At 37.5% G+C, this 20,002-nt stretch carries 16 protein-coding genes; all 16 read right to left on the reverse strand.

Features of this window, described 5'->3' with window-relative positions; all coding sequences use genetic code 11:
* Position 1: 1 nt before the first annotated feature.
* Positions 2–292 carry a PAAR domain-containing protein gene (locus tag GQR47_RS01305; RefSeq protein WP_024595244.1) on the reverse strand — a complete coding sequence of 97 codons (291 nt, stop codon included), beginning with the start codon at positions 290–292 and terminating at the stop codon, positions 2–4.
* A 35-nt stretch (positions 293–327) separates the two neighbouring features.
* Positions 328–684 (reverse strand): hypothetical protein, encoded by a 357-nt coding sequence (locus GQR47_RS01310; protein WP_024598499.1) that lies wholly within the window; start codon positions 682–684, stop codon positions 328–330.
* A 7-nt stretch (positions 685–691) separates the two neighbouring features.
* Positions 692–2,569, reverse strand: coding sequence for a type VI secretion system tip protein TssI/VgrG (tssI, locus tag GQR47_RS01315; protein ID WP_165723400.1), 1,878 nt, complete (start codon positions 2,567–2,569; stop codon positions 692–694).
* Between the two features lie 73 nt (positions 2,570–2,642).
* On the reverse strand, positions 2,643–3,122 hold the full coding sequence (locus tag GQR47_RS01320; protein WP_024594574.1) for a type VI secretion system tube protein Hcp: 480 nt from the start codon (positions 3,120–3,122) through the stop codon (positions 2,643–2,645).
* A 250-nt stretch (positions 3,123–3,372) separates the two neighbouring features.
* On the reverse strand, positions 3,373–5,976 hold the full coding sequence (tssH, locus tag GQR47_RS01325) for a type VI secretion system ATPase TssH (protein WP_024594573.1): 2,604 nt from the start codon (positions 5,974–5,976) through the stop codon (positions 3,373–3,375).
* Positions 5,977–5,998: 22 nt separating this feature from the next.
* Positions 5,999–6,988 (reverse strand): type VI secretion system baseplate subunit TssG, encoded by a 990-nt coding sequence (gene tssG / locus GQR47_RS01330; RefSeq protein ID WP_024594572.1) that lies wholly within the window; start codon positions 6,986–6,988, stop codon positions 5,999–6,001.
* Complete coding sequence (gene tssF / locus GQR47_RS01335; RefSeq protein WP_024594571.1) at positions 6,985–8,811, reverse strand: type VI secretion system baseplate subunit TssF; 1,827 nt, start codon at positions 8,809–8,811, stop codon at positions 6,985–6,987. The genes tssG and tssF overlap by 4 nt, the downstream gene beginning before the upstream one ends.
* Positions 8,808–9,293 carry a type VI secretion system baseplate subunit TssE gene (gene tssE / locus GQR47_RS01340; protein ID WP_024594570.1) on the reverse strand — a complete coding sequence of 162 codons (486 nt, stop codon included), beginning with the start codon at positions 9,291–9,293 and terminating at the stop codon, positions 8,808–8,810. The genes tssF and tssE overlap by 4 nt, the downstream gene beginning before the upstream one ends.
* Before the next feature lie 17 nt (positions 9,294–9,310).
* On the reverse strand, positions 9,311–10,078 hold the full coding sequence (locus GQR47_RS01345; RefSeq protein ID WP_024594569.1) for a type VI secretion system accessory protein TagJ: 768 nt from the start codon (positions 10,076–10,078) through the stop codon (positions 9,311–9,313).
* A gap of 2 nt (positions 10,079–10,080) precedes the next feature.
* On the reverse strand, positions 10,081–11,607 hold the full coding sequence (tssC, locus tag GQR47_RS01350; RefSeq protein ID WP_024594568.1) for a type VI secretion system contractile sheath large subunit: 1,527 nt from the start codon (positions 11,605–11,607) through the stop codon (positions 10,081–10,083).
* Positions 11,608–11,643: 36 nt separating this feature from the next.
* Entirely contained in the window at positions 11,644–13,134 is a 1,491-nt protein-coding gene (gene tssC, locus GQR47_RS01355) for a type VI secretion system contractile sheath large subunit (protein ID WP_024594567.1), read from the reverse strand.
* Complete coding sequence (gene tssB / locus GQR47_RS01360; protein WP_024594566.1) at positions 13,131–13,634, reverse strand: type VI secretion system contractile sheath small subunit; 504 nt, start codon at positions 13,632–13,634, stop codon at positions 13,131–13,133. Before tssB ends, tssC (GQR47_RS01355) begins: the two co-directional genes overlap by 4 nt.
* Before the next feature lie 16 nt (positions 13,635–13,650).
* Entirely contained in the window at positions 13,651–14,766 is a 1,116-nt protein-coding gene (gene tssA, locus GQR47_RS01365) for a type VI secretion system protein TssA (protein WP_154902980.1), read from the reverse strand.
* 220 nt (positions 14,767–14,986) lie between these two features.
* Positions 14,987–15,784: a protein phosphatase 2C domain-containing protein gene (locus GQR47_RS01370; RefSeq protein ID WP_024595081.1), complete on the reverse strand. Its 798-nt coding sequence runs from the start codon at positions 15,782–15,784 to the stop codon at positions 14,987–14,989.
* Positions 15,777–16,505: a type VI secretion system-associated protein TagF gene (tagF, locus tag GQR47_RS01375; protein ID WP_024595080.1), complete on the reverse strand. Its 729-nt coding sequence runs from the start codon at positions 16,503–16,505 to the stop codon at positions 15,777–15,779. The genes GQR47_RS01370 and tagF overlap by 8 nt, the downstream gene beginning before the upstream one ends.
* Entirely contained in the window at positions 16,487–19,999 is a 3,513-nt protein-coding gene (gene tssM, locus GQR47_RS01380; protein ID WP_165723401.1) for a type VI secretion system membrane subunit TssM, read from the reverse strand. The genes tagF and tssM overlap by 19 nt, the downstream gene beginning before the upstream one ends.
* Positions 20,000–20,002: the final 3 nt, after the last annotated feature.

The raw sequence follows: 20,002 nt of genomic DNA on the forward strand, positions 1-20,002 counted from the left end.
GTTAGCCACCTATTAATACTGTAGGGTTGCCAACAACAATTTTACCGCCATGGGAGCTGTCATCACCCATTCTAGCTGCAGGCTTACCGTTAATTTTAACCGAGCCAGAACCCGATTTAATACTATCTGGTGGGCCAATACACACCATCATGTCGCCTTTACGCGCAGCGGGCATACCACCAATTAACACATTAGTTGAGCCAATAACTACAGGGCCGCCTACATGCGGCACTGTGCCGGTTGTTTTAGGGCACACATGCATGTGACCAATTGTAGCTGCGGGCTTACCCATAAAGACTCCTTGTCTGTTTATATTTTTATAATAAACTAATCAAATAAAGGGATTATTAATAACTTACTGTGCGCCACTAAAAGCGATAAACACTCTATTAATTCACTTTGAGAGTAATCTGAAAGTGCAACTGGGCTTTGCATAGCATATTGATATAATCCCGACACAATATCTTCACTATTTAATGCTGGGTGTAAATTATTTAAAAACTGGCTAGCGTAATAACCATTCATTGCTTTTAAGTGACTTAATGCTGGATTTAGCAATGGATCGTCGGGTCTATTAATTGGTAAGCATATTAAATATGCCAACCCATAACGGCAATATACAACATATCCGTTATTATTAATCCCGTTTCTTAGCCCTGTGTAATAACTGTTTATTATTTCCATATTTGCACTAATTTAATTTAATTATTCCGGCTGATAAAGTTATAGCACTGCCGTCAACTTTAACATTACTACCTTTAATATTTATATTAGTGCCTTCAATAGTTATATTACCATTACTGCTCATTTTAATTTGTGCAGAGCCTGTTTTAATAACTATTTCATCACCCGCTTCTATATTTAATGTTTTGCCTACTTTTAAAGTATCGTTTTCACCCATTTCGACAATACGATTTTTAGCAACATTAAGGGTGTCGTTGTTAGCAATATCTGTTTTTCTGTCGTTGCCAATTTCAATGTTGTGGTCGTGATCTGTCTTATCGTTTTGATCGTTTTTAACATAGAGCTGCTTGTCTTTTTCTGCTTGAAGATAAACCAGCTCACTGCCTTTTTTATCTTCAAACCTAAGCTCGTTAAAATTATCTGCTCCGCCTTCTTTTGTAGAACGCGTTTTTATGCCGCTTTGCGTTTTTTCTGCCGGTAATGCATACGGAGGCATTAAGTCTGCGTTATACACGGCCCCACTTATTATAGGTTGATCTGGGTCGCCATTTATAAAATCCACAAGTACTTCTTGGCCAACGCGAGGGAAGAAAAAAGCCCCCCACTTTTTACCAGCCCAGTTTTGGGCAACGCGGATCCAACACGAACTTTTAGAATCTTTTTTGCCTTCTCTGTCCCAATCAAATTGCACTTTTACACGACCATATTGGTCAATCATAATTTCATCAGCGCTATCGCCAGTTACGATTGCCGTTTGGACCCCATTTATTACAGGCTTTTTCTTATTTATTTGTGCTCTGTAAGGGATTTCTTTTGGTACACATTCAAAGTGATTTGAATAAACTTCTTCTACCGATGACTGCTGCGAACCTGATTGGTTGGGTACTGTAATTGAAGTCATCATAGAGGTAATAACAAATGTTTTACCTTCAAGACGAGGGTCTTCGTGCTTTTTAAAACTAAATAACTTACCTACAGTAAATGAGCGGCAATCACTGCGCCCACTAGAAAGCTTCATGTCTCTTTGCAGTGACTCTAGCTGCACAGACGCTAGATTAGCAGCGCGCGGGTGGCACTCTTGCTCGCCCGTGTATTCAAAAATTTCAGAGACCGATTGAGTAGGAAGTTCAGCGTTTGCTTGCTCGCCATCTGGGTATCGTGATGGCTGTTTAAAATCGTAACCAACACGTTTAAAACTACCAGGGGCAATGCTTAAGCCACCTTGCCAGCGCGATACGTGTGATTCGCTTAAATGGCCAGTTGAAAATACAACTTTGCCTTCATTACATACTTCATAAGCCGTAATATCATCAGCTAATACAAGCGTATGGTTACTGTTTGAGTGTTCAAAAAAGTAAAAAATACCTTCTTGTTGGAATAAGCGCTGAATAAAATCAAAATCAGACTCTTGATACTGAACACAATATTCATATTTAGGGTAGGTTTTACTGGTTTTATCGCTAAAGGCAACATTGTGTTGGCCAAATAAATCAGCAAATATTTCTTTAATTGTTTTCTTTTGAAAAATGCGGCTATTTTTACGATTGCGCATTGAAGCTGCGAATGGAACTATCGTCGCTTGATAATCTATATAATTTTTTTGCTCGTCAACATCAGCCGTACGGCTGCCATTTGAAACCAAATGACTAACAATGCCGTGGTAGTAACGCTCACCACCGCCATCTGCATTTTTTACTTTAATAGATACAGGTTTACCCACTAAGTCTTCGTGCGCGATTTGTTTACCAATAGTGTACATATTGGCAGACATAACAAACAAATCAGACATTGCCTCTTGGGCAACAAAACGAGTTAAATAGAGGGCATCTTTACCAACAGGGGTGCTAATTTGAATTACGTTTTTATCTTGTGTTGCTTTTTGCATTCCTTGCTTTTCCCGTCCTAAAGATCAAAAAAAGCTCTGAGCAATGCCCAGAGCCATTATAAGGTAACAAATATTACATTTGTTGACCTTTAACACCGCTGTAACCGTATACGAGAGGAGCAGTAATGTTATTTTTGTCGTCTGTTGGAGTAACAGTCATCATCATTTCTGTGTAGCTGATAGTGATTGTTTCGATTGGACGATCGTTTTGTACTGAAACTGAGTAGCTAGAAATCATTGCATCTGTAAGTTCGATTTTCATGATTTCTTCAACCTTATCACCTTGCTTAGTGATATGGAAAACAGCTGGTAAACCTTTACCGATTGTCGCTTCTTTGAAAAGATCCGGAGATGCTTTATCTTGAAGTTTAGTGATTGTTACGTCACCAAGGCGAGTAGAGCTTGACTCACGGTCCATCGCTGTACCAGTAGCTGAGCTAATTTCGCGACTTACATTCCAATCAAGAGATAAAACTGTAATTAAATCTTTAAAAGACTCAGCAGTAGTTTCGCCTTTGATTGAACCGTATTTTAAATATGTATTTGCTTGCATTTGATAATGCTCCTTTTTATTAAACAATGTTATCCATTAATACTGGATTCTTTACTTTGGTATATACCAAAATTCCTTTGAAACCATTATCTTTAATACAGCAATGAAAAGGCCTTCTGATTCCTTTCCTTAGATGAAGACAATGTCTCAAAAATTCCATGTAGTGATATCAGGCACCAAAATTATAATGCCCTCAAACTAAAGAAACAACCTTAATAACAAGTTATTTCAAATTAACTTTAATTAACCTTTAATTCAGCTCTAGTTCAAATTCATTATCTTTTACTAATAGCGATATACTATTAATTTCTTTGTCGTCAATCATGCTAGAAAGTAAAACCTCAGACAACAATGGCAGCACTCTATTTTGAAGTATAGTGTGAATATTACGTGCACCTGAGCCTGCATTTTGGCAATTAGCAATAATATATTCAATTACATCGTCATTATAAATTAACTCTGCATTGTAGTGTTTTTTAACACGTTTAATTATTTTATTTATTTGAATAGCGGCAATCTCAGTAAGAATATCGTCACTTAATGGAATGTAAGGTATTACATTAATACGACCTAAAAATGCCGGTTTAAATGAAGCAAGTAAATCATCTTGTAATGCCTTTAATAAACCTTTGATGCTTGGTTTACTTTCTTCGTCTTCAAATAAGCTCATTGTGGTATCTGTGCCCACGTTTGAGGTCATAATAATGATTGTGTTTTTAAAGTCGATATCGCGACCTTCACCGTCTTTAATTGTACCTTTATCAAACACTTGATAAAAAATATCTTGTACGCCTGGGTGTGCTTTTTCCATCTCATCCAAAAGTACAACACTGTATGGCTTTCTTCTTACAGCCTCGGTTAATATTCCTCCCTCACCGTAACCTACATACCCTGGAGGAGAGCCAAGTAATAAAGAAACTTTATGTTCTTCTTTAAACTCTGACATGTTAATTACCGTGACGTTTTCTTCACTACCATACACTTCTTGGGCTAGCGAAAGTGCAGTTTCTGTTTTACCCACACCGCTTGGCCCTGCTAACATAAATATACCGTTAGGACGGCTTTCATCTGCTAGCTGAGCACGAGATGTTTGAACAACTTTAGCTATTAAATCAAGAGAGTGGTCTTGCCCTACAACTCGTTGCTTCATTTGCTGTGCTAAATTTAAAATGCCATGTATTTCATCTTCATGCATTTTGCCAACAGGTATCCCTGTCCAATCTGAAATAACTTGCGCTATAAGCTCTTCATTAACCTGCCAATGAACCATATTATGTTCAAAAGAGGCTAGCTTCTCTTTACTAAGTCTTAGCTTATCGAGTATTTCTTGTGATGACTCTTCATCTTGAGAGTTAATAAGCTCTAAAGCTTGATTAAGCTCAGCTACAATTTCTTTTTCAGCACTAAATTGCTCATTTAACGGCGCTAATCGCTCTTCAATTGTAATTAGCTCTGCTTTTAATGTGTCTAGTTGCTGTGAATGATCTAAACCCGTTTTTTGCTCTCTGTTAAGCATTTTTACTTGTGTTTCTATTTCGCTTAAGCGATTTACAAGCTGCTCTATAGTATTTGGAGTAGATGCTTGGCTCATTGCAACACGTGCACAAGCTGTATCTAGTAATGCAACGGCTTTGTCTGGGAGCTGCCTTGCAGTAATATATCGGTGTGATAAGTGCACTGCGCCTTCAAGTGCTTGCTCAGATATAAACACTTTGTGGTGTTTTTCCATTACAGGCACTAAGCCTCGTAACATTGCCACCGCTTTTTCAGGGGTTGGCTCTTCAACTTTTACAACTTGGAATCGGCGTGTTAATGCGGCGTCTTTCTCAAAAAACTTTTTGTATTCAGCCCAAGTAGTTGCAGCTATTGTGCGTAATTCACCACGCGCTAAAGCAGGCTTTAATAGATTTGCCGCATCATTTTGACCCGCTGCACCACCGCTACCAATCATGGTATGTGCTTCATCAATAAACAAAACAACCGGATTTACCGCATTTTTTACTTCATTGATAAGCGATTTAAGGCGATTTTCAAATTCCCCTTTCATACCTGCACCAGCTTGTAATAGTGCTAAATCTAAGCTGTGAATTTTTACATTTTGTAATACGGCTGGTACGTCTTTTTGAGCAATTCTTAATGCTAGCCCTTCAACAACAGCTGTTTTACCTACGCCCGCTTCACCAGTTAAAATTGGGTTGTTTTGGCGGCGTCTGGTTAAAATATCAACCATTTGACGAATTTCGAAATCACGACCAAGAATAGGGTCTATTTTTCCAGCGAGTGCTTGGGCAGTTAAATCAACAGTAAATTGATCTAAACTTGGAGTTTTAGAACCAACATTTGCTTGAGTTGACGCATTTTGTACTGAATGGTTGCGCTCTTGAGATTGCGCAACTATTTCAGGCCATGCATGAAGCAATTGACCAGGCTCTATTTTATTAAATAACTTACTACAACGTGTTACTAAGCTAGATAATGTATCGTCTTTAGTAAGGGTATAAATAACGTATGCACTACGAATTTGATTATCTGTAAACTCAATGCTGGTACTTAACCAAGATTGCTTAAGAAGACTCGTAACATGCACTGACAAACTAGGAGATGACTCACTACCCGTTTTAAACGACTCTAATGATTGATTTAAATCCTGTTGAACTTTATCAATATCTATATCGAACGAGCCAAAAATTAGTCTAACATCATCTAATTGCTGCTCAATCATTGCAAGTAACCAATGCTCAAGTTCAACCGTGAAATGACTGCGACTATTACATATAGCAACAGCACCTTCTAGGCTTTTTCTGCAATCAGGACTCAGTTTTTCAACTAGTTTATTCAGTGTCATCGAAGACATACTTTTTTCCTTTTAATTTTAATTATCCCTTAAACGATAACTTAGTAGGGTTAGATTTTAATTTGTTATCTTGTACAGATAAGAAGCTATTAGCGCCTAACTGACACTCATTTTTTGAAAGTTTAGCGGCACCTAAATTTTGAAAATTTGACTCAATGACTAAGCGAAAGTTAATAGCATTTCCTACATAGTCTTTTGTTATTTGATTCGCTATTTCGAAAAGCGGACCTTTGGGCAAAAGTTGTTTTGCTTTATCTGGATCATCTGATTTTATGTGGATTTCGATATTAGAAGATACGTCCCATACTTTATTTCCAATCATGGTATCAACACCTAAACGGGCGTGCTGGCCTTCATATAATGCCTGGCTTGCTAAACGGGTTTGTTCTTGCTCTTTTAACTCGTGCCATTGGCCAACCATTTGTTTGATTGATACATCACAACCTAGGTATGACGAAAGTACATTTTTTAAATCAAATGCATTTCTAATTTTACGGCTATATAAACCTGAAAAATGCAGTTGGTGCTCGTTATAGCCACCACTTAATAAACCAAGTATTTGTGTGTATGGGTCTTTGTTTTTTTCTTTATTAACGTGATTAAGCGAAGGCTTATATTTTTTCCAAGCGCGGTAATACAGTGAGACTAAACGATGATTAAACATGTCGTAAAAGTCACGCATGGTTGTATCTTTATAGCGCAAACGCTGCATCACAAGTTCGCTATAAAACTGGGGCAAAGCGCCTGAACAACCCGTCAGTCCCATAAAAGAAACCTGCATAGTTACTTTATGCATACCGTCTTCAAAACCAGTTTCTTCTAATTTGGTAATTGCATTACCTGGATAACCAAACTTTTGGGTAGCTGTAAACTTAATCAACTCTTGCTTTGGATTACTGTCGTAACCGACATGTCGATAATCTAAGCCACGCTTTTTTAGCTGATTTTCAATTATGAAAACAGCTTTATAAAAGTCAATTTGAGAAGCTTGTGAGATTATTTGCTTTATCATAATAACGGACAGTCACCCACTCTTGCAGGCCATTGATAATAAATTTGTTCTTGCTCTTTAAGCCTTAAACTTAAACGCGTGTAGCTATTTATTGCTGCAAATTGAGCAAAAAAGTGATCAAGTATTGATGCAAAGAAGAACATGCCGCTGCCAGAAAAATCATCGTTAGCAAATGTAATTTCAATTTCGCTGCCTGTTGCAAAGCTTACTTTACCTTTTTGAATCACACGGGCAGTTGAGGGCTCTATTACCACTCTATAAATATTATCTATCATGCCTTTAGTTTGTGGTGATGCTCTAAAATCGTATAAACGCAAAACTTCTTTAAGCTTATTACATGCGTCTTCACCACTAAAAGTATCAAGCGTTAAATGATTAACTAACTGCCACCGGGTTGCATCAGCTAATATAGGTCTCACTGCATGAGTAAATGGCGTTAAACATCTTATTTTTTTAATTACATCGCCGCGCTCAGGCATTAATAAACCAAGTTCGTCATCACCAAATGGCATGCTTGCTGGTAGGTTGCGATTACTACAATTTGCGCGCACAGTAAGTACAGAGTTTCCGTCACCATATTCCATCGCACTATTTTCAAAAGTAGCATCAACTAACGATAAAAATGTTTCGGTTCCTGACTCTACATAACCGCCAGCCCAAGAAGCAGTTTCTCGACGAATATGCCAAAACAAATCATCATGTCCATGATATTTAGGATGTGTTTGACCATAAAAAGGCGAAACAATTTGTTTATTGCCTTTATGATCAAATGCAATAACTTCCGATATACCAATTACTTCTGATATTTCCGAGTCCATATAACGCGGTGTTAACTGATATTCATATTCACTGATCTCAGGTCGTATTGGCTCAAGCTCTTGTTCAAATAAGTTTATTATTGGTGTACAGCCTAATAAGAACATATCTTTATCTACTTGCTTTTCAAGCTCAGCAGATTCAGTATCTAGGTAAATATAAATACTACATTTATTAGATTGCTTAGGCAGTGATGAAAGAATGCCTTCAAGCTCAAAAAACCTAAACTTCTCAGGAAAAGTAAAATTTTCGACGAGCAAACGATATCCGGCAGATGAGCGCTGCGAATAAGGAACCACAGCCTCGTTAGAATCAAAGCCCACTGCTTTTAATTGGTTTTTTGACAGATATCTAATACCTTCATCGCCATTGTCTATAGCAATACCAATACTATGTTTGAACAGTAGCTCGTAAACTTTAAGTGTATGATGCCATTGGCCATTGATAAAAATCCGTAATTTTTCAAGGCCGGTTTCTGCAAGCGAAACCCCTTTATACTCACCTGTTAATTCTATTTTGAAAATAGATTTTGCTTTTTCTTGCCAGCGAGGCTTAGGCGCTACAAATGGGCTATTATCAAATTGCACATTTGTTATTTCAACAGGCCAAAGGTAGGTTTCATAACACGTTTGAAATTTACATTGCTTCATTGAGTCAACGTTAGTTTCTACTTCACTTGCCTTTGGTATAACCACCCCTGCCGTAGATAAGTTCTCAGCTTCGAGCTTAACAACTGACATTGATGGGATTGGCGCTTGGTAATCTGGTAACATTTGCCCTAGCAAAGCATCCGTTAACTCCGGGAAACTATCGTCGAGCTTTTGCCTTATATTGGCAGTTAAAAATGCAAAAGATTCTATTAATCTTGAGACATGAGGGTCTTCAATATGATCTTCACTTAACTTTAAACGCCCTGCAACTTTTGGATATTTTTCAGCAAAGTCTTTACCTAAATGACGCACAAATGCTAATTCACGATTGTAATACTTCAATAACTCATCGTTCATAATGATGCCTCAATAATCTTCATACCCAAGTTCACGGGCTCTACTTCTGAATCAAAACTAATAAACTCTGGCTCAGGGTCGGCGTATAAAAGCGCATTTATTCTTAAATTTAACACTCTGTTTAAAGGCACTTCTTCATCTGTAAACACTTCTACTTCAAGAAACCGTGGCTCAAACTTTAAAATTGTATTTCTGACGGTTTCACACAGTAATGCGCGCCCTTCGTGAGAGCTTACAGACATACTCGAAAAGTCAGGTAAACCATAAGACAAACATGAAGTAGCCAGCTCGGTGTATTGAGTTGGCCATGTATGCCATTGAATTCGAGCATTTAGCAAAGCTTCAATATCTCTGCGCACGTTTTTTCTAAGCTCACTAATAGTGATGCCTTCGGTACGTGATGGCGCATCCTGGAAGTCGGGCTCATCGTCAATGAGCCTATCTATGATGGATGCTTGAAGCTGTTGTTTATGCTCTATCATGGTTGCTTAAGCTGAAATTATGCTGTTTCAAGTGAGCTTATTTTTAAATTTGGGATGGTGATAGCCTCATCATCAACAAACAGCATTTTCATGCCCTTACCAATAATAAATTCATCTTTTAACTCAACCCAATCAGACACTTGACCTAGCTTTTCAAGCTCCGATTCAGAGTTAATATAAACAAGTGGTAAATGAGCTGTACCTGATGGACCATCTTTAATTGTAATTTCAACACGTAACCAAATACTTTCTAATAAAGATTCTACAGGCTCCATTTTTAACGATTCAATTTCGTTAAAGTTTGCTAGATAAAACTCACCATTAGTACCTAAAACCTCTAGGTACGGGTTTAAGCAATCATCAAGATCTCTTGTTGATGCCTCGTCTGTGCTAACTCTTAAAGACTCCATCTCTTGAGCTAACTGAGCTGCTTCGTCGGTTGAGTCTTCTAACAGAGCAACATGCATTTTCAAAAATAGTGTGTCTAACTCATTCGCATCATGAAATAACTTAGGAATGCCTTTACCTTGATAAAAATCTACACGAGATTGCTGAGCACGAATTAAGTGCCTTAAATTTACTGCACCTACTGCAAATTCTGGATTTTTTTGTACCATGAAATCTAGCTGTTTATCGGCTTTTTCAAGTTCACCATTTATGCAAAGTAATTCGGCGTAAATACTTCTGATATCAAAGTTTAATGGCTCATCTTGAAGCTCTGTAGCACAACAAGATAATGCATCAGTAAGTTTCCCCTCGCGAATTAAGCTATGTATTTTTTTCATGACTATTCCTTTATTTTATGATGAGGACTGAGCTCTGTAATTAATTTAATACTGGAGATCATCTGATCTAATTGAAAATGTGGCTGTAATTGTAAAACAGAAAAGTAATGCCCTGGATTGGCTTTATTTTCACTGACTTTTATTCTGGCATTACTTAACGGGTACTTACTTCTTATATGCTCGGAGGAGGAATCTGAAGCCGTTGTATAATTATTTATCCACGCTTGTAGGTCTCGCTCACAAGCTTGTGCCGTGTTATAAGAGCCGACACGGTCTCGAGCTAATAGCTTTAAATAGTGAGCAAAACGAGATACACACAAAATATATTGCAGCATTGAAGATAAGCGCGCATTAATATTAGCGGCGCTTGATTCATAGTTTTTGGTTTTTTGAACCGATGCATTACTATAAAAAACAATGTGTTCTGTATTAGTCACTGATGATGCTGGAATAAAGCCAAGTTCAGAAAATTGCTTTTCAAATTTGCTTGTTACTAATAAGTTTAGTGGTGGCTTTGCTTCTTTTTGATAAGTGTCGTTTGCAAAACTGTCTCTCGCAAGCCCTGTAACCAGACCCTTTGAAATTTTACCCGGCTCAATACCGCGAATGTGCCCAAACCAGCCACTATCGCAATATGCTCTTATTAAGGTAGATACAAATTGATATGCTGCATTGCCCCAAAGCATATCGCTTTCAGGGTCTTTAATTTGTTCTTTAAAGTAAAAATCTTGATGACGTTTTCCATCATTGCTATATGGCGGTCTAACTAATATATGAGGAAGCGTAAGCCCAATAAAACGAGATTCTTCCATCGCTCGAAAGCTTTGCCATTTAGCGTATTCGGGTTGTTCAAACTGGTCAAATAAGTCTGCGTAATAGCCTAAATCAGAAAAGTTATCTGCACCAAATAAGTTAGGAGAAGCTGAGCAAATAAATGGAGAGAAAGCAGCGGCAGCGGTTCTAGATATTTCTTTTATTGTGTCTATGTCATTATAAATTGTGCCTGCTGAGCACATGTTACTAATTTCATAATCACCCACTACTACACCAAATGGCTCGCCACCTGCGCTATCAAACTCACTTTGATAAAGTAGTTGAAAAAATAGGCTTTGGTCAAAATCAATAGCTTTGTTTACATCTTTAGAGAGTGTTGCCCAATCGCAGTTCAATACTTTTATTTTTACTTTATTTTCTTTGTCGTATTGTTCGCTTTGAAGTATCAGCCACCAAAGATTACGCCAACTGGCTTCTAACTTTTGAAATCTATCATTATGAATTATGAGGTTTAATTGTTCTGAAATGAGTTGATCGAGTTCAACAATTACGCGCTGTAAATAAGGACCAAGTGATTCTTTAGTCCAAGATATAGGTGAATCTGAAGAGCCTTCAAGCCATAACAACAAGGCTTTATCTAGGTTTTTTTCGTTTAAAAACCTATCGAGTAAAGCCTCATTATCACTTATTCTAGACTGCGCTTTTTGTACAAAAGCGAAGTCTTGATTTATAAATGAAAACTCTTCGTGATTCATTCTACTGCATTATCCTTAACGCTCGAGATCAGTTAATTAACCGATCTCTGGAATTTTAGCTACAAGGCGTAAAGAAGAAGTAAGCTCTTCCATTTGTAGCCAAGGTCGTAACCATGCAACTGCATTATATGCACCTGGTTGACCTGGAATTTCCTTAACTGATACTTTTGCATCTGCTAGAGGATAACGTGCTCTGATATCTTGACCACCACCCTCAGTCGCATTTACATACGAAAGGATCCAGCGGTTTAACCAAGACTCAACGTCTTCAGCTTCCATAAAGCTACCAATTTTATCACGCGCCATTACTTTTAGGTAATGAGCAAAGCGAGACGTTGCCATAAGGTAAGGTAGACGTGCAGATATTGCCGCATTAGCTGTGGCATCTGGAGTTGAATAAATTTGTGGCTTTTGGCAGCTTTGTCCACCAAAAAATACTGCATAATCTGTATTTTTGTAATGACAAAGAGGCAAGAAACCTAACTTGCTTAATTCAGCTTCACGACGATCTGTAATGCCAATTTCAGTTGGGCATTTAAGATCTGGATCGCCATCATCACTTGTGAAGATATGCGTAGGAAGACCTTCTACTTTACCGCCGCCTTCAGCACCACGTATTGCAGTACAGAAACCGTATTGAGCAAATGCTTTGGTCATATTTGTTGCCATAGCGTAGGCTGCATTACTCCAACAGTAATCACTGTTATCAGTACTTACTGAACGGCCATCTTTTGGTTCAACTTCAAACTCTTCATAGTTAAATTCTTCAACTGGTTTAGAAGCCGCACCATAAGGTAGGCGAGATAAGAAACGAGGCATAGTTAATGAAACAAAACGCGAATCATCGCTGTCTCTGAATGAACGCCACTTAGTGTACTCTAGAGATTCAAATACTTTTTCTAAATCACGTGGTTTGGTTAGCTCTTCCCAGTTATCAAAACCAAATAATGATGGCGATGAAGCTGAAATAAATGGACAGAAACCAGCGGCTGCAACATTAGACATTAGACTTAATGTTTCAACATCTTCAGGGTGATTAGTAAACTCAAAGTCACCAACGATAGTACCGTATGGTTCGCCACCTGGAGTACCAAACTCAGACTCATAGATTTTTTTGAATGTTTGGCTTTGGTCAAACTCAACAGCTTTGCTCAAATCTTTATGAAGTTCTTTTTTCTTCATATTTAGCATACGAATTTTAAGTGTAGAGCTTGTCTCAGAATTCATTACTAAATGGTGCAATCCACGCCAAGAGCCTTCTAACTTTTGAAACTCTTCGCTGTGCATTACTACACTTAGCTGTTTTGAGATCTTTTGATCGATTAATTGAATTGCTTCATTAAACGTCACTGTCATGTTTTTGTTCCACTGAACAGTCCCTTTTAAGGCTTCTTCTGTCAGTGTTTTAAGTAACTCTTCTGCACGGCTTGCATCGGTTTGCTTAGTTGCGCCAATAGCTTGCTCTAATAGTGAAGACGTTGCTTCTGAGGTAGACTCTAATTCAGTACTTAGTTGCTCTGTACTCATTTTTCAGTCTCCTCTATTTTAAGCTCTTTTGCGATTGTATCTAAGCTTGCTGTGTTGCTTAGTACTTCTTCAAGCACGTTTTCTAATTCTTCAGAGCGGTCAATCTTAGTCATTAAATCGCGTAACTTGTTACGTGTTTCCATTAATTTACGTAATGGCTCAACCTGATTTACAACAGCTGCTGGTTCAAAGTCATCAATCGATTTAAAGTTAAGTTTTACTTCAAATTCAGAACCATCATCATTAAGCGTATTATCAACTAATAATTTTAGTGAAGGGCTCATGCGCTTTAAAACGTCATTAAAGTTTTCACGATCTATTTGCACAAATCGTCTATCTTTAAGTGGTTTTAATGCTTCTGTGTTATCACCAGAGAAGTCGCCCATAACACCAACAACAAATGGTAATTCTTTTTTTACTGCAGTGCCTTCAGTTTCCACATCATAAGTGATGTGTACGCGAGGCTTACGAACTCGTTTTAATTTATCATGGATACTCATAGAGAACTCCTTTTACTTATGTTTCAGTTTCGCTGATTTTAATGCCAGACAACTTAAAGTACCCAGTCCTAGCATCACTATCTGTAATTAATTCATTTAATAATTCAGGCAGCGACAATTCGCTCCATCGAATTACTTGTTCTATGGTGTAAGACATAGGTGAGTGCGGCTCTGTTTTTCTAAAAAAAGTAGCGATTTCTTTGAGTTTATTAATCGCACTTTCTCTTGAGTTAATTTCGTGATTAACTTTTACAACTTGCTCTGTAACACTTTGACCGTCGTCGTCTTCACTTTGAACCACTTCTTGCACTTCGTTTAATGCAGCTTTTGCCTTATCAGCAGCTTCAAGCTTATCTGCAGCAACATGCTCAACAGCAGCAAGACTAACTGCTAATGCTTGTTTTATATTTGATGTTGGCTGTGGCTGTCCAGTTACTCTATCCAATACTTCGCTTAATAAAGCAAATTGCTCAATCGCGTTTTCAATGTCTTGTTTTAAAGTAACAAAGAATTCAGTACTTGTTTCTGCAGCACTTCTTTCAATGAGCTCATAGTCAACAGCACCTAAATTAAGCTTTTTCTCTCTTTTCTCATCTGTTAAACGAGAAATATCATAGCCTTGCTGATATTCCCAAAAAGAATATGACTCCATACTGGCGCTATCGGTCAGATAGATACTTTTTATCGGGATTATTAATGTACCTTCGCCTGCTGAACCATTAAGGCCAACCAATGCAGATACTTTGTCTGACACTTCATCATCGTCATCGAGTGACGGGTATAATTCATCAAAATAATTGTCGAGCAAGTTATGAGCAACTTTAAAACCAAAAGCTAAGCCTTTGAAGCCATGAATTCGACAAAGTGCTTCAATAAACCAAGCTAAATATTCGATATCTTTGCTTTGTGTTTTTATTGCTTTGCTACATTGCTCTAATAAAGGAAGCCAATCTCTTGCTAGTGAGGAAATACCTTCTTCATCCACTAATGCATTTCTTTCTGCTGCGCGAAGCTGGTTTCTTAAATCTTTTAAGGCGTAATAAGTCGACGTAGGCGAGACATCTGAGCGAGGATCAATACCTGCAACCTCGGTGTCTGAAATAGGGGAAATATACTCTTCAAATAAAAACATTCCGTCGTCCTAATAATTATCCATAAAACTCCAATAAAGCGGAGCGGATTTCATATTACATTCTTTATAATAAATTACAAGCCTAGTTACAATTGAGTTTAAACCTTAATTATTGCCTTTATATAAACAATTAAAATTTAATATACTTATTAATTAATAGATGTAATTAAAGTAAAAACTCAAATATAAAATACAAACCAAATTTTTTAAATTAAAATCGTTATTTAGAAAAAAGCGGGATAGTAGCTTCATCTTGAATGTTGAATGTTTCTGATTTATGACCAGCGTATCCTTCATCGTACTTAATTAAAATACAGGTCACATTATCTCTTGCACCTCTAACTAATGATGAATGCATAAGCGCCATACCAGAATCAATAATGCTACTAGGCTCTAGTGATAAACATATGTCTTCATCAGACAACTCACCGGTGAGCCCATCTGAACAAAGTAAAAATATATCGCCCGTTTTTACTTCATTTTGAATAACGTCTACTTTTACATCCGCAGTTACACCCACAGCTCTTGTGATTACATTTGATAATGGATGTGTCTTGGCTTCTTCTACTGAAATAATCCCTTCATCAATTAAATCGTTTACTTGGCTGTGATCTCTCGATATCTGTTTAAGTTGACCATCTCGAAGCATATAAGCTCTGCTATCACCAACCCACAAAACATAGTACTTATTATTTTTAAGAAATAAGGCAGTAACTGTACTTCCTGCGGTTTTGCTACCTAAATATTGGGCGCTATATTCGTTTAATTGCCTATTCGCATCTTCAATGGCTTCAACTATGTGAGATACTTCAAGCTTCTCAAGTGGTAGCTCTTCAACTTTTGCTCTTATTACATCTACAACAAGCTGACTGGCAACTTCACCTGCTTCGTGACCTCCCATCCCATCTGCGACAACCCATAAGTTATGGTTATTTATCTCTACATGCGCATCTTCGTTAAGCTGCCTCACAGCGCCTCGGTGGGTAATTGCATAACTTGTACTAAACTTGCTAATCACTATTTTTTACCTGTGTAAAGTTCCATTCCCAGTGTTTCCACCTTCCATCTAACATTGCTGCAACTTGATTTACCGCAGGCAAGCCAGGCGTTATGAGTACCATAGGTTTTATATTATAAGAGCCATGTGTCCACCAAACGCTGTAATCACCGTGTTTTTTTAACAAAAGAGCATGCATTGCATCTTGGAGGGCTTGACTTGATAACTCATCACCTGAGAACTCAAATGCTTCTGCACTTTTATTTTTATCTACAGAATTTAAAAAACTAACCTGCTTTTTAACTCCTGCTATAGAGCTTAGAGACTTAGCAACCTCTTTACGCCAAGAAAATAAATCAACCGAACTATCAAGCACTTTTAATACAGTGTCTTCATACTCTAAAGAAAACACACCTGAGTTTAAAACATCAATAGGTGCAAATTCTAATGTGCTAGCAACTGTGAAGGGATAGTGCCTACCTACTGCGTCCATACTCGGTAATAGAGTCCCCATAACACCTTTGTCACCAACAATGTTTGGCGATAATGCAAAGTGCCATACTGGTCCAATTAAGTAATTATCTTGCCATACTTCACCTAGCTGTTCTTTACTCACTGCAATGGCTGCTTGCAGCCACTGCTCCCAATGCTCTGAAAATTCTTTCGAAACGCTATCTTGTACAAAATCACCTAAACTAGGTACCTTGCCAAGATAACCAATATTTATAATCGGGTCGGACATGAAAACTTCTCTACACTTTTATTCCAAAATGGATGCCTGATTGATTTAGGCAATAACTCGACTTTCGCATTGTTTCCCATGAGTGAAAAATGTAACTCTAAGTCTTCACGTGTTTTTGCTCTTTTAGCACTTAACTCGTCTAACATGCGATATAGCGACCATTCACCTTGGTAAGTTGTATTTATAGAACGACCACCATTTGGAGGAGTAAATACAATTCGTGTTTTACTCTGGCCACTTGCTCCAGGCCATACAAAATTTGTTACCCTAAGTGGACCATGCCTGTAAGTCATTGACTGACCGTCAATTTCGAGCATAAAGCTAGAGATGGTGCGGTCTAATTCTAATGGTTTTAAGCCAAACTCAATTCTTGGTGTTGCACTTCCGCCATCAAAAAAGACTGTTTGAATTTGATTTGCCAGTTCAAACATCGCTAATGTATCTCGGCTAATACCTATATCTTTTTCAAATTTCCATGGCGTTGAGCTCATATCTACACTTGGCGCAATATAATTGGTGAAAAAGCTATCAATTGTTCCACCTGGGCCGAAAAATCGAGTAAAATCTTTCATATTCACTTCTTTATCTGCGTATGGAGAAAACGGATAACGGCCAACAATTGCAGCGTTATATTCGCGTAGCACCTTACTTTTCCACATCTCGTTTAAATGTCTGTTGGCACTATTTTTAGTTATGTTACTAGTATCTCTACTTATATCTAACAGCCAACTATTAAACGGGTAAGGTAAATCTCGACTTTGAAACTCAAGCTGACGAATAAAGCTAGGCTTACTTTTACCGCTAATTTGGTCTTTAATTGACGACTTTAATTGATCGCCTCTATCAAGTTTGGTTAAGTAAACGTTTAACTCTCTTAGATTTTTCTGAATATTATCTAATTGTTGAGCATCAATTTTTATTACATCTTCAAAGGCTTCTTCAACTTGGTGACCCGGTAATTTAATATCAAATTTAGGGGCTTCGTCAGGTAAAAATCGCTTGATACGATTAGCTTTGGTTTGCATAGCTATTTCAGCAGCATTTGCTGCAACTTTACCTGCAGCCTTTTGGTTATCAGATACTGGTAATTTAGTTAGCTGCACATTTTTTTGTACTGCAGTGATAATATTTTTAATAGGCGCTTCAGAGCCTGCTAAGACATCAGTAATATTAACTCCCTCAGCCGGAGAGCTATATTGATTCAGGCTCAGATCATCAATAAATGATTGCCAATAATAAATATAATCTTGAAAGTATCGCTGCTCTAGCTTCTTCTCAATCTCATCTTTAGAAATATCGTAAGTGCCCGTTGCCTCTTCACCATACACCCAGCTACTTGCCATTAAATTGCCAAGCATTTTACTTTTCTCAACATTAAAAATGCCGTGAAAACCATTAAATGTATATAAGCCAGGGATACTTCGCGTAAGCTCACCGTCATTTCTAAAAGTAAATTTTTGCGCACTTTCAAAACTAATAATGTCTGTAAGCCTAAATGGCGGAATACTGCTATCTAGGAAGTCGGCTTGTAATCGTTGATATGCTCGCTCAGCAATTGGTAGCTTAGTTAGCTCAGCTCGCGCAACACGTACTGCTTGATTATCAATTTCAATTTGGCTAACACCGTTTTCAAGTAATGTAGCTACATGCTCCATCAGCTCTACTCTGGTTTGCATATTTTTATCGCCTGGTAAGTTACGCTCTAAATAAGCGTTAAACCAAACCGTTATATCTTCACTTTCAAAGTATTCAGGCTGAAACAACATGAGGTAACACTTAAGTGTTTCGTATAAATAACTTAAGTGCTCAGGATGAGCTTCCATTTCTTTAATTAAGGTACTTGCAATAAACGGTTCTAAATACGTTTGTAATGAACGGTCGTAGGCTTGTGTAGAAGCCATTTTTATTTCATTTAGTTTATCAAACCCAATTGATTTAGACTCTTGTGTATTAACAAGTTCAGGGTTGCTTGCAGGTAAGTTTCTAAGAGCCTTTAATCTATCGTTTAGTACTAGTAAGTTATTACGGTCAAATGAGGCTGTATCAAGTTCTTGGTACGTTGCAATCGCATCTTCAGTCTCTGAAATTAAGTTACTATTCCAAGCAAAACTAAAGTACCACGATGTTGAAAAACCAAGTAAAGCTATGCATGCAAGCGTTATGCTACCAACACGAAGCCATTTATTTTGCTTGTCATGATGTTTGTTAGTACTTGCTAAGTTTTGCTCTGGAAAAATTACACCTTCTAATACATTCTTTATAAAAAAGCTTTTAGATTGGTTAATGTATCCAGATTCGCCTGCGTTTGCTTCGTTTAAAAAACTAGATGGCGTACCTTCTTGCGTTGCACTTGTGAGGTAAACACCACGAAACATTGGTAGTTCTTCGTATGCATTAGGAGTGAATATTTCTTTTAAAAAAGCATCTCCTACACCTTGTAAAACACGAAGCTGCCTAGGGAATTCAAATATCTTAGCGCGAATTTCTTCGTTTCTTTCATTAATTAATCTACGATTTAACATTTCAGTTAATTTAGAAATTAATGAGTGAAATTCTTTGTTGAAAGCATCTACTTGCGTGTCTTTATCTAAATCAAGTTCAAAGGTTACGCCCCAAACCTGCTCACACTCTTCTTCTGTTAGTTCGCCAAAAAACTCTCTAAAACCTTCAATTAAATCAACTTTAGAAAAAATAACGTAAACAGGAAAGGTCATACCTAATTGGCTTTGCAGTTCTTGTAAGCGCTGTTTAATAGCGCGAGCATGTAGGTTTCTCTCAGTTTTGGTCTGGCTCATAAGCTCAGAAATACCCATACTGATCATTACACCATTAATAGGCCTAAGTGGACGGTACTTACGAAGTAATCCTAAAAAGCCTTCCCATGCACGTGAATCATGCTTTGCATGGCTGCTTTGCGTTGTGTAGCGCCCAGCTGTATCAATTAAAACTGCTTTATTGGTAAACCACCAATCACAATTACGAGTACCGCCAACACCATGAACCAAGTCAACACCTAGCTTGTCTTTTAGCGGGTAATCAAGTCCTGAGTTATGAATAACGGTAGTTTTACCAGCCCCTGGTGGGCCTATCATTATGTACCATGGCAACTGGTAAATATTTTTACCTTTGAACAGCTTTACGTCTTTTAAATGATCGATAGCTTCGTTCATTCGCGTTTTAAGCGTAGTAATTTCTTCATTTACTTCAGAGCTATTTGTATCGTTATTACTATCAATTAACTCATCAGCCATTTTTTCGTCTCGTTTGCTTTGTTGCACAAGACGATAAATTTTAGACACAGAGAAAACCAATAAAACCAATATAATAGTAAACAGTCTTGCTGCAATACTTTGTAGTGGTACATAGTCAGCTATCGCGATTAATGGGCCGCCAAACCAAATTAATAATGATAAAGCTAAAAAGCCGATAATTAGCATTGCCGTACGAGATGTAAGTGCGTAGGTCACTTTTTTTATTTTTTGTGAAAAACTCATTTC

Origin of the sequence: Pseudoalteromonas sp. Z1A2, from assembly GCF_011378755.1 — a bacterium.
Classification (GTDB): Bacteria; Pseudomonadota; Gammaproteobacteria; order Enterobacterales; family Alteromonadaceae; genus Pseudoalteromonas; species Pseudoalteromonas distincta.

Excerpts from the sequence above, each read along its gene's own strand:
- tssC (WP_024594567.1), bottom strand. The coding sequence starts at position 13,134 with ATGAGTACAGAGCAACTAAGTACTGAATTAGAGTCTACCTCAGAAGCA.
- tagF (WP_024595080.1), bottom strand. The coding sequence starts at position 16,505 with ATGTCCGACCCGATTATAAATATTGGTTATCTTGGCAAGGTACCTAGT.
- GQR47_RS01345 (WP_024594569.1), bottom strand. The coding sequence starts at position 10,078 with ATGAAAAAAATACATAGCTTAATTCGCGAGGGGAAACTTACTGATGCA.
- tssC (WP_024594568.1), bottom strand. The coding sequence starts at position 11,607 with ATGAATCACGAAGAGTTTTCATTTATAAATCAAGACTTCGCTTTTGTA.
- tssF (WP_024594571.1), bottom strand. The coding sequence starts at position 8,811 with ATGAACGATGAGTTATTGAAGTATTACAATCGTGAATTAGCATTTGTG.
- tssA (WP_154902980.1), bottom strand. The coding sequence starts at position 14,766 with ATGTTTTTATTTGAAGAGTATATTTCCCCTATTTCAGACACCGAGGTT.
- tssE (WP_024594570.1), bottom strand. The coding sequence starts at position 9,293 with ATGATAGAGCATAAACAACAGCTTCAAGCATCCATCATAGATAGGCTC.
- tssM (WP_165723401.1), bottom strand. The coding sequence starts at position 19,999 with ATGAGTTTTTCACAAAAAATAAAAAAAGTGACCTACGCACTTACATCT.
- tssH (WP_024594573.1), bottom strand. The coding sequence starts at position 5,976 with ATGTCTTCGATGACACTGAATAAACTAGTTGAAAAACTGAGTCCTGAT.
- GQR47_RS01305 (WP_024595244.1), bottom strand. The coding sequence starts at position 292 with ATGGGTAAGCCCGCAGCTACAATTGGTCACATGCATGTGTGCCCTAAA.
- GQR47_RS01310 (WP_024598499.1), bottom strand. The coding sequence starts at position 684 with ATGGAAATAATAAACAGTTATTACACAGGGCTAAGAAACGGGATTAAT.
- GQR47_RS01320 (WP_024594574.1), bottom strand. The coding sequence starts at position 3,122 with ATGCAAGCAAATACATATTTAAAATACGGTTCAATCAAAGGCGAAACT.
- tssI (WP_165723400.1), bottom strand. The coding sequence starts at position 2,569 with ATGCAAAAAGCAACACAAGATAAAAACGTAATTCAAATTAGCACCCCT.
- tssG (WP_024594572.1), bottom strand. The coding sequence starts at position 6,988 with ATGATAAAGCAAATAATCTCACAAGCTTCTCAAATTGACTTTTATAAA.
- tssB (WP_024594566.1), bottom strand. The coding sequence starts at position 13,634 with ATGAGTATCCATGATAAATTAAAACGAGTTCGTAAGCCTCGCGTACAC.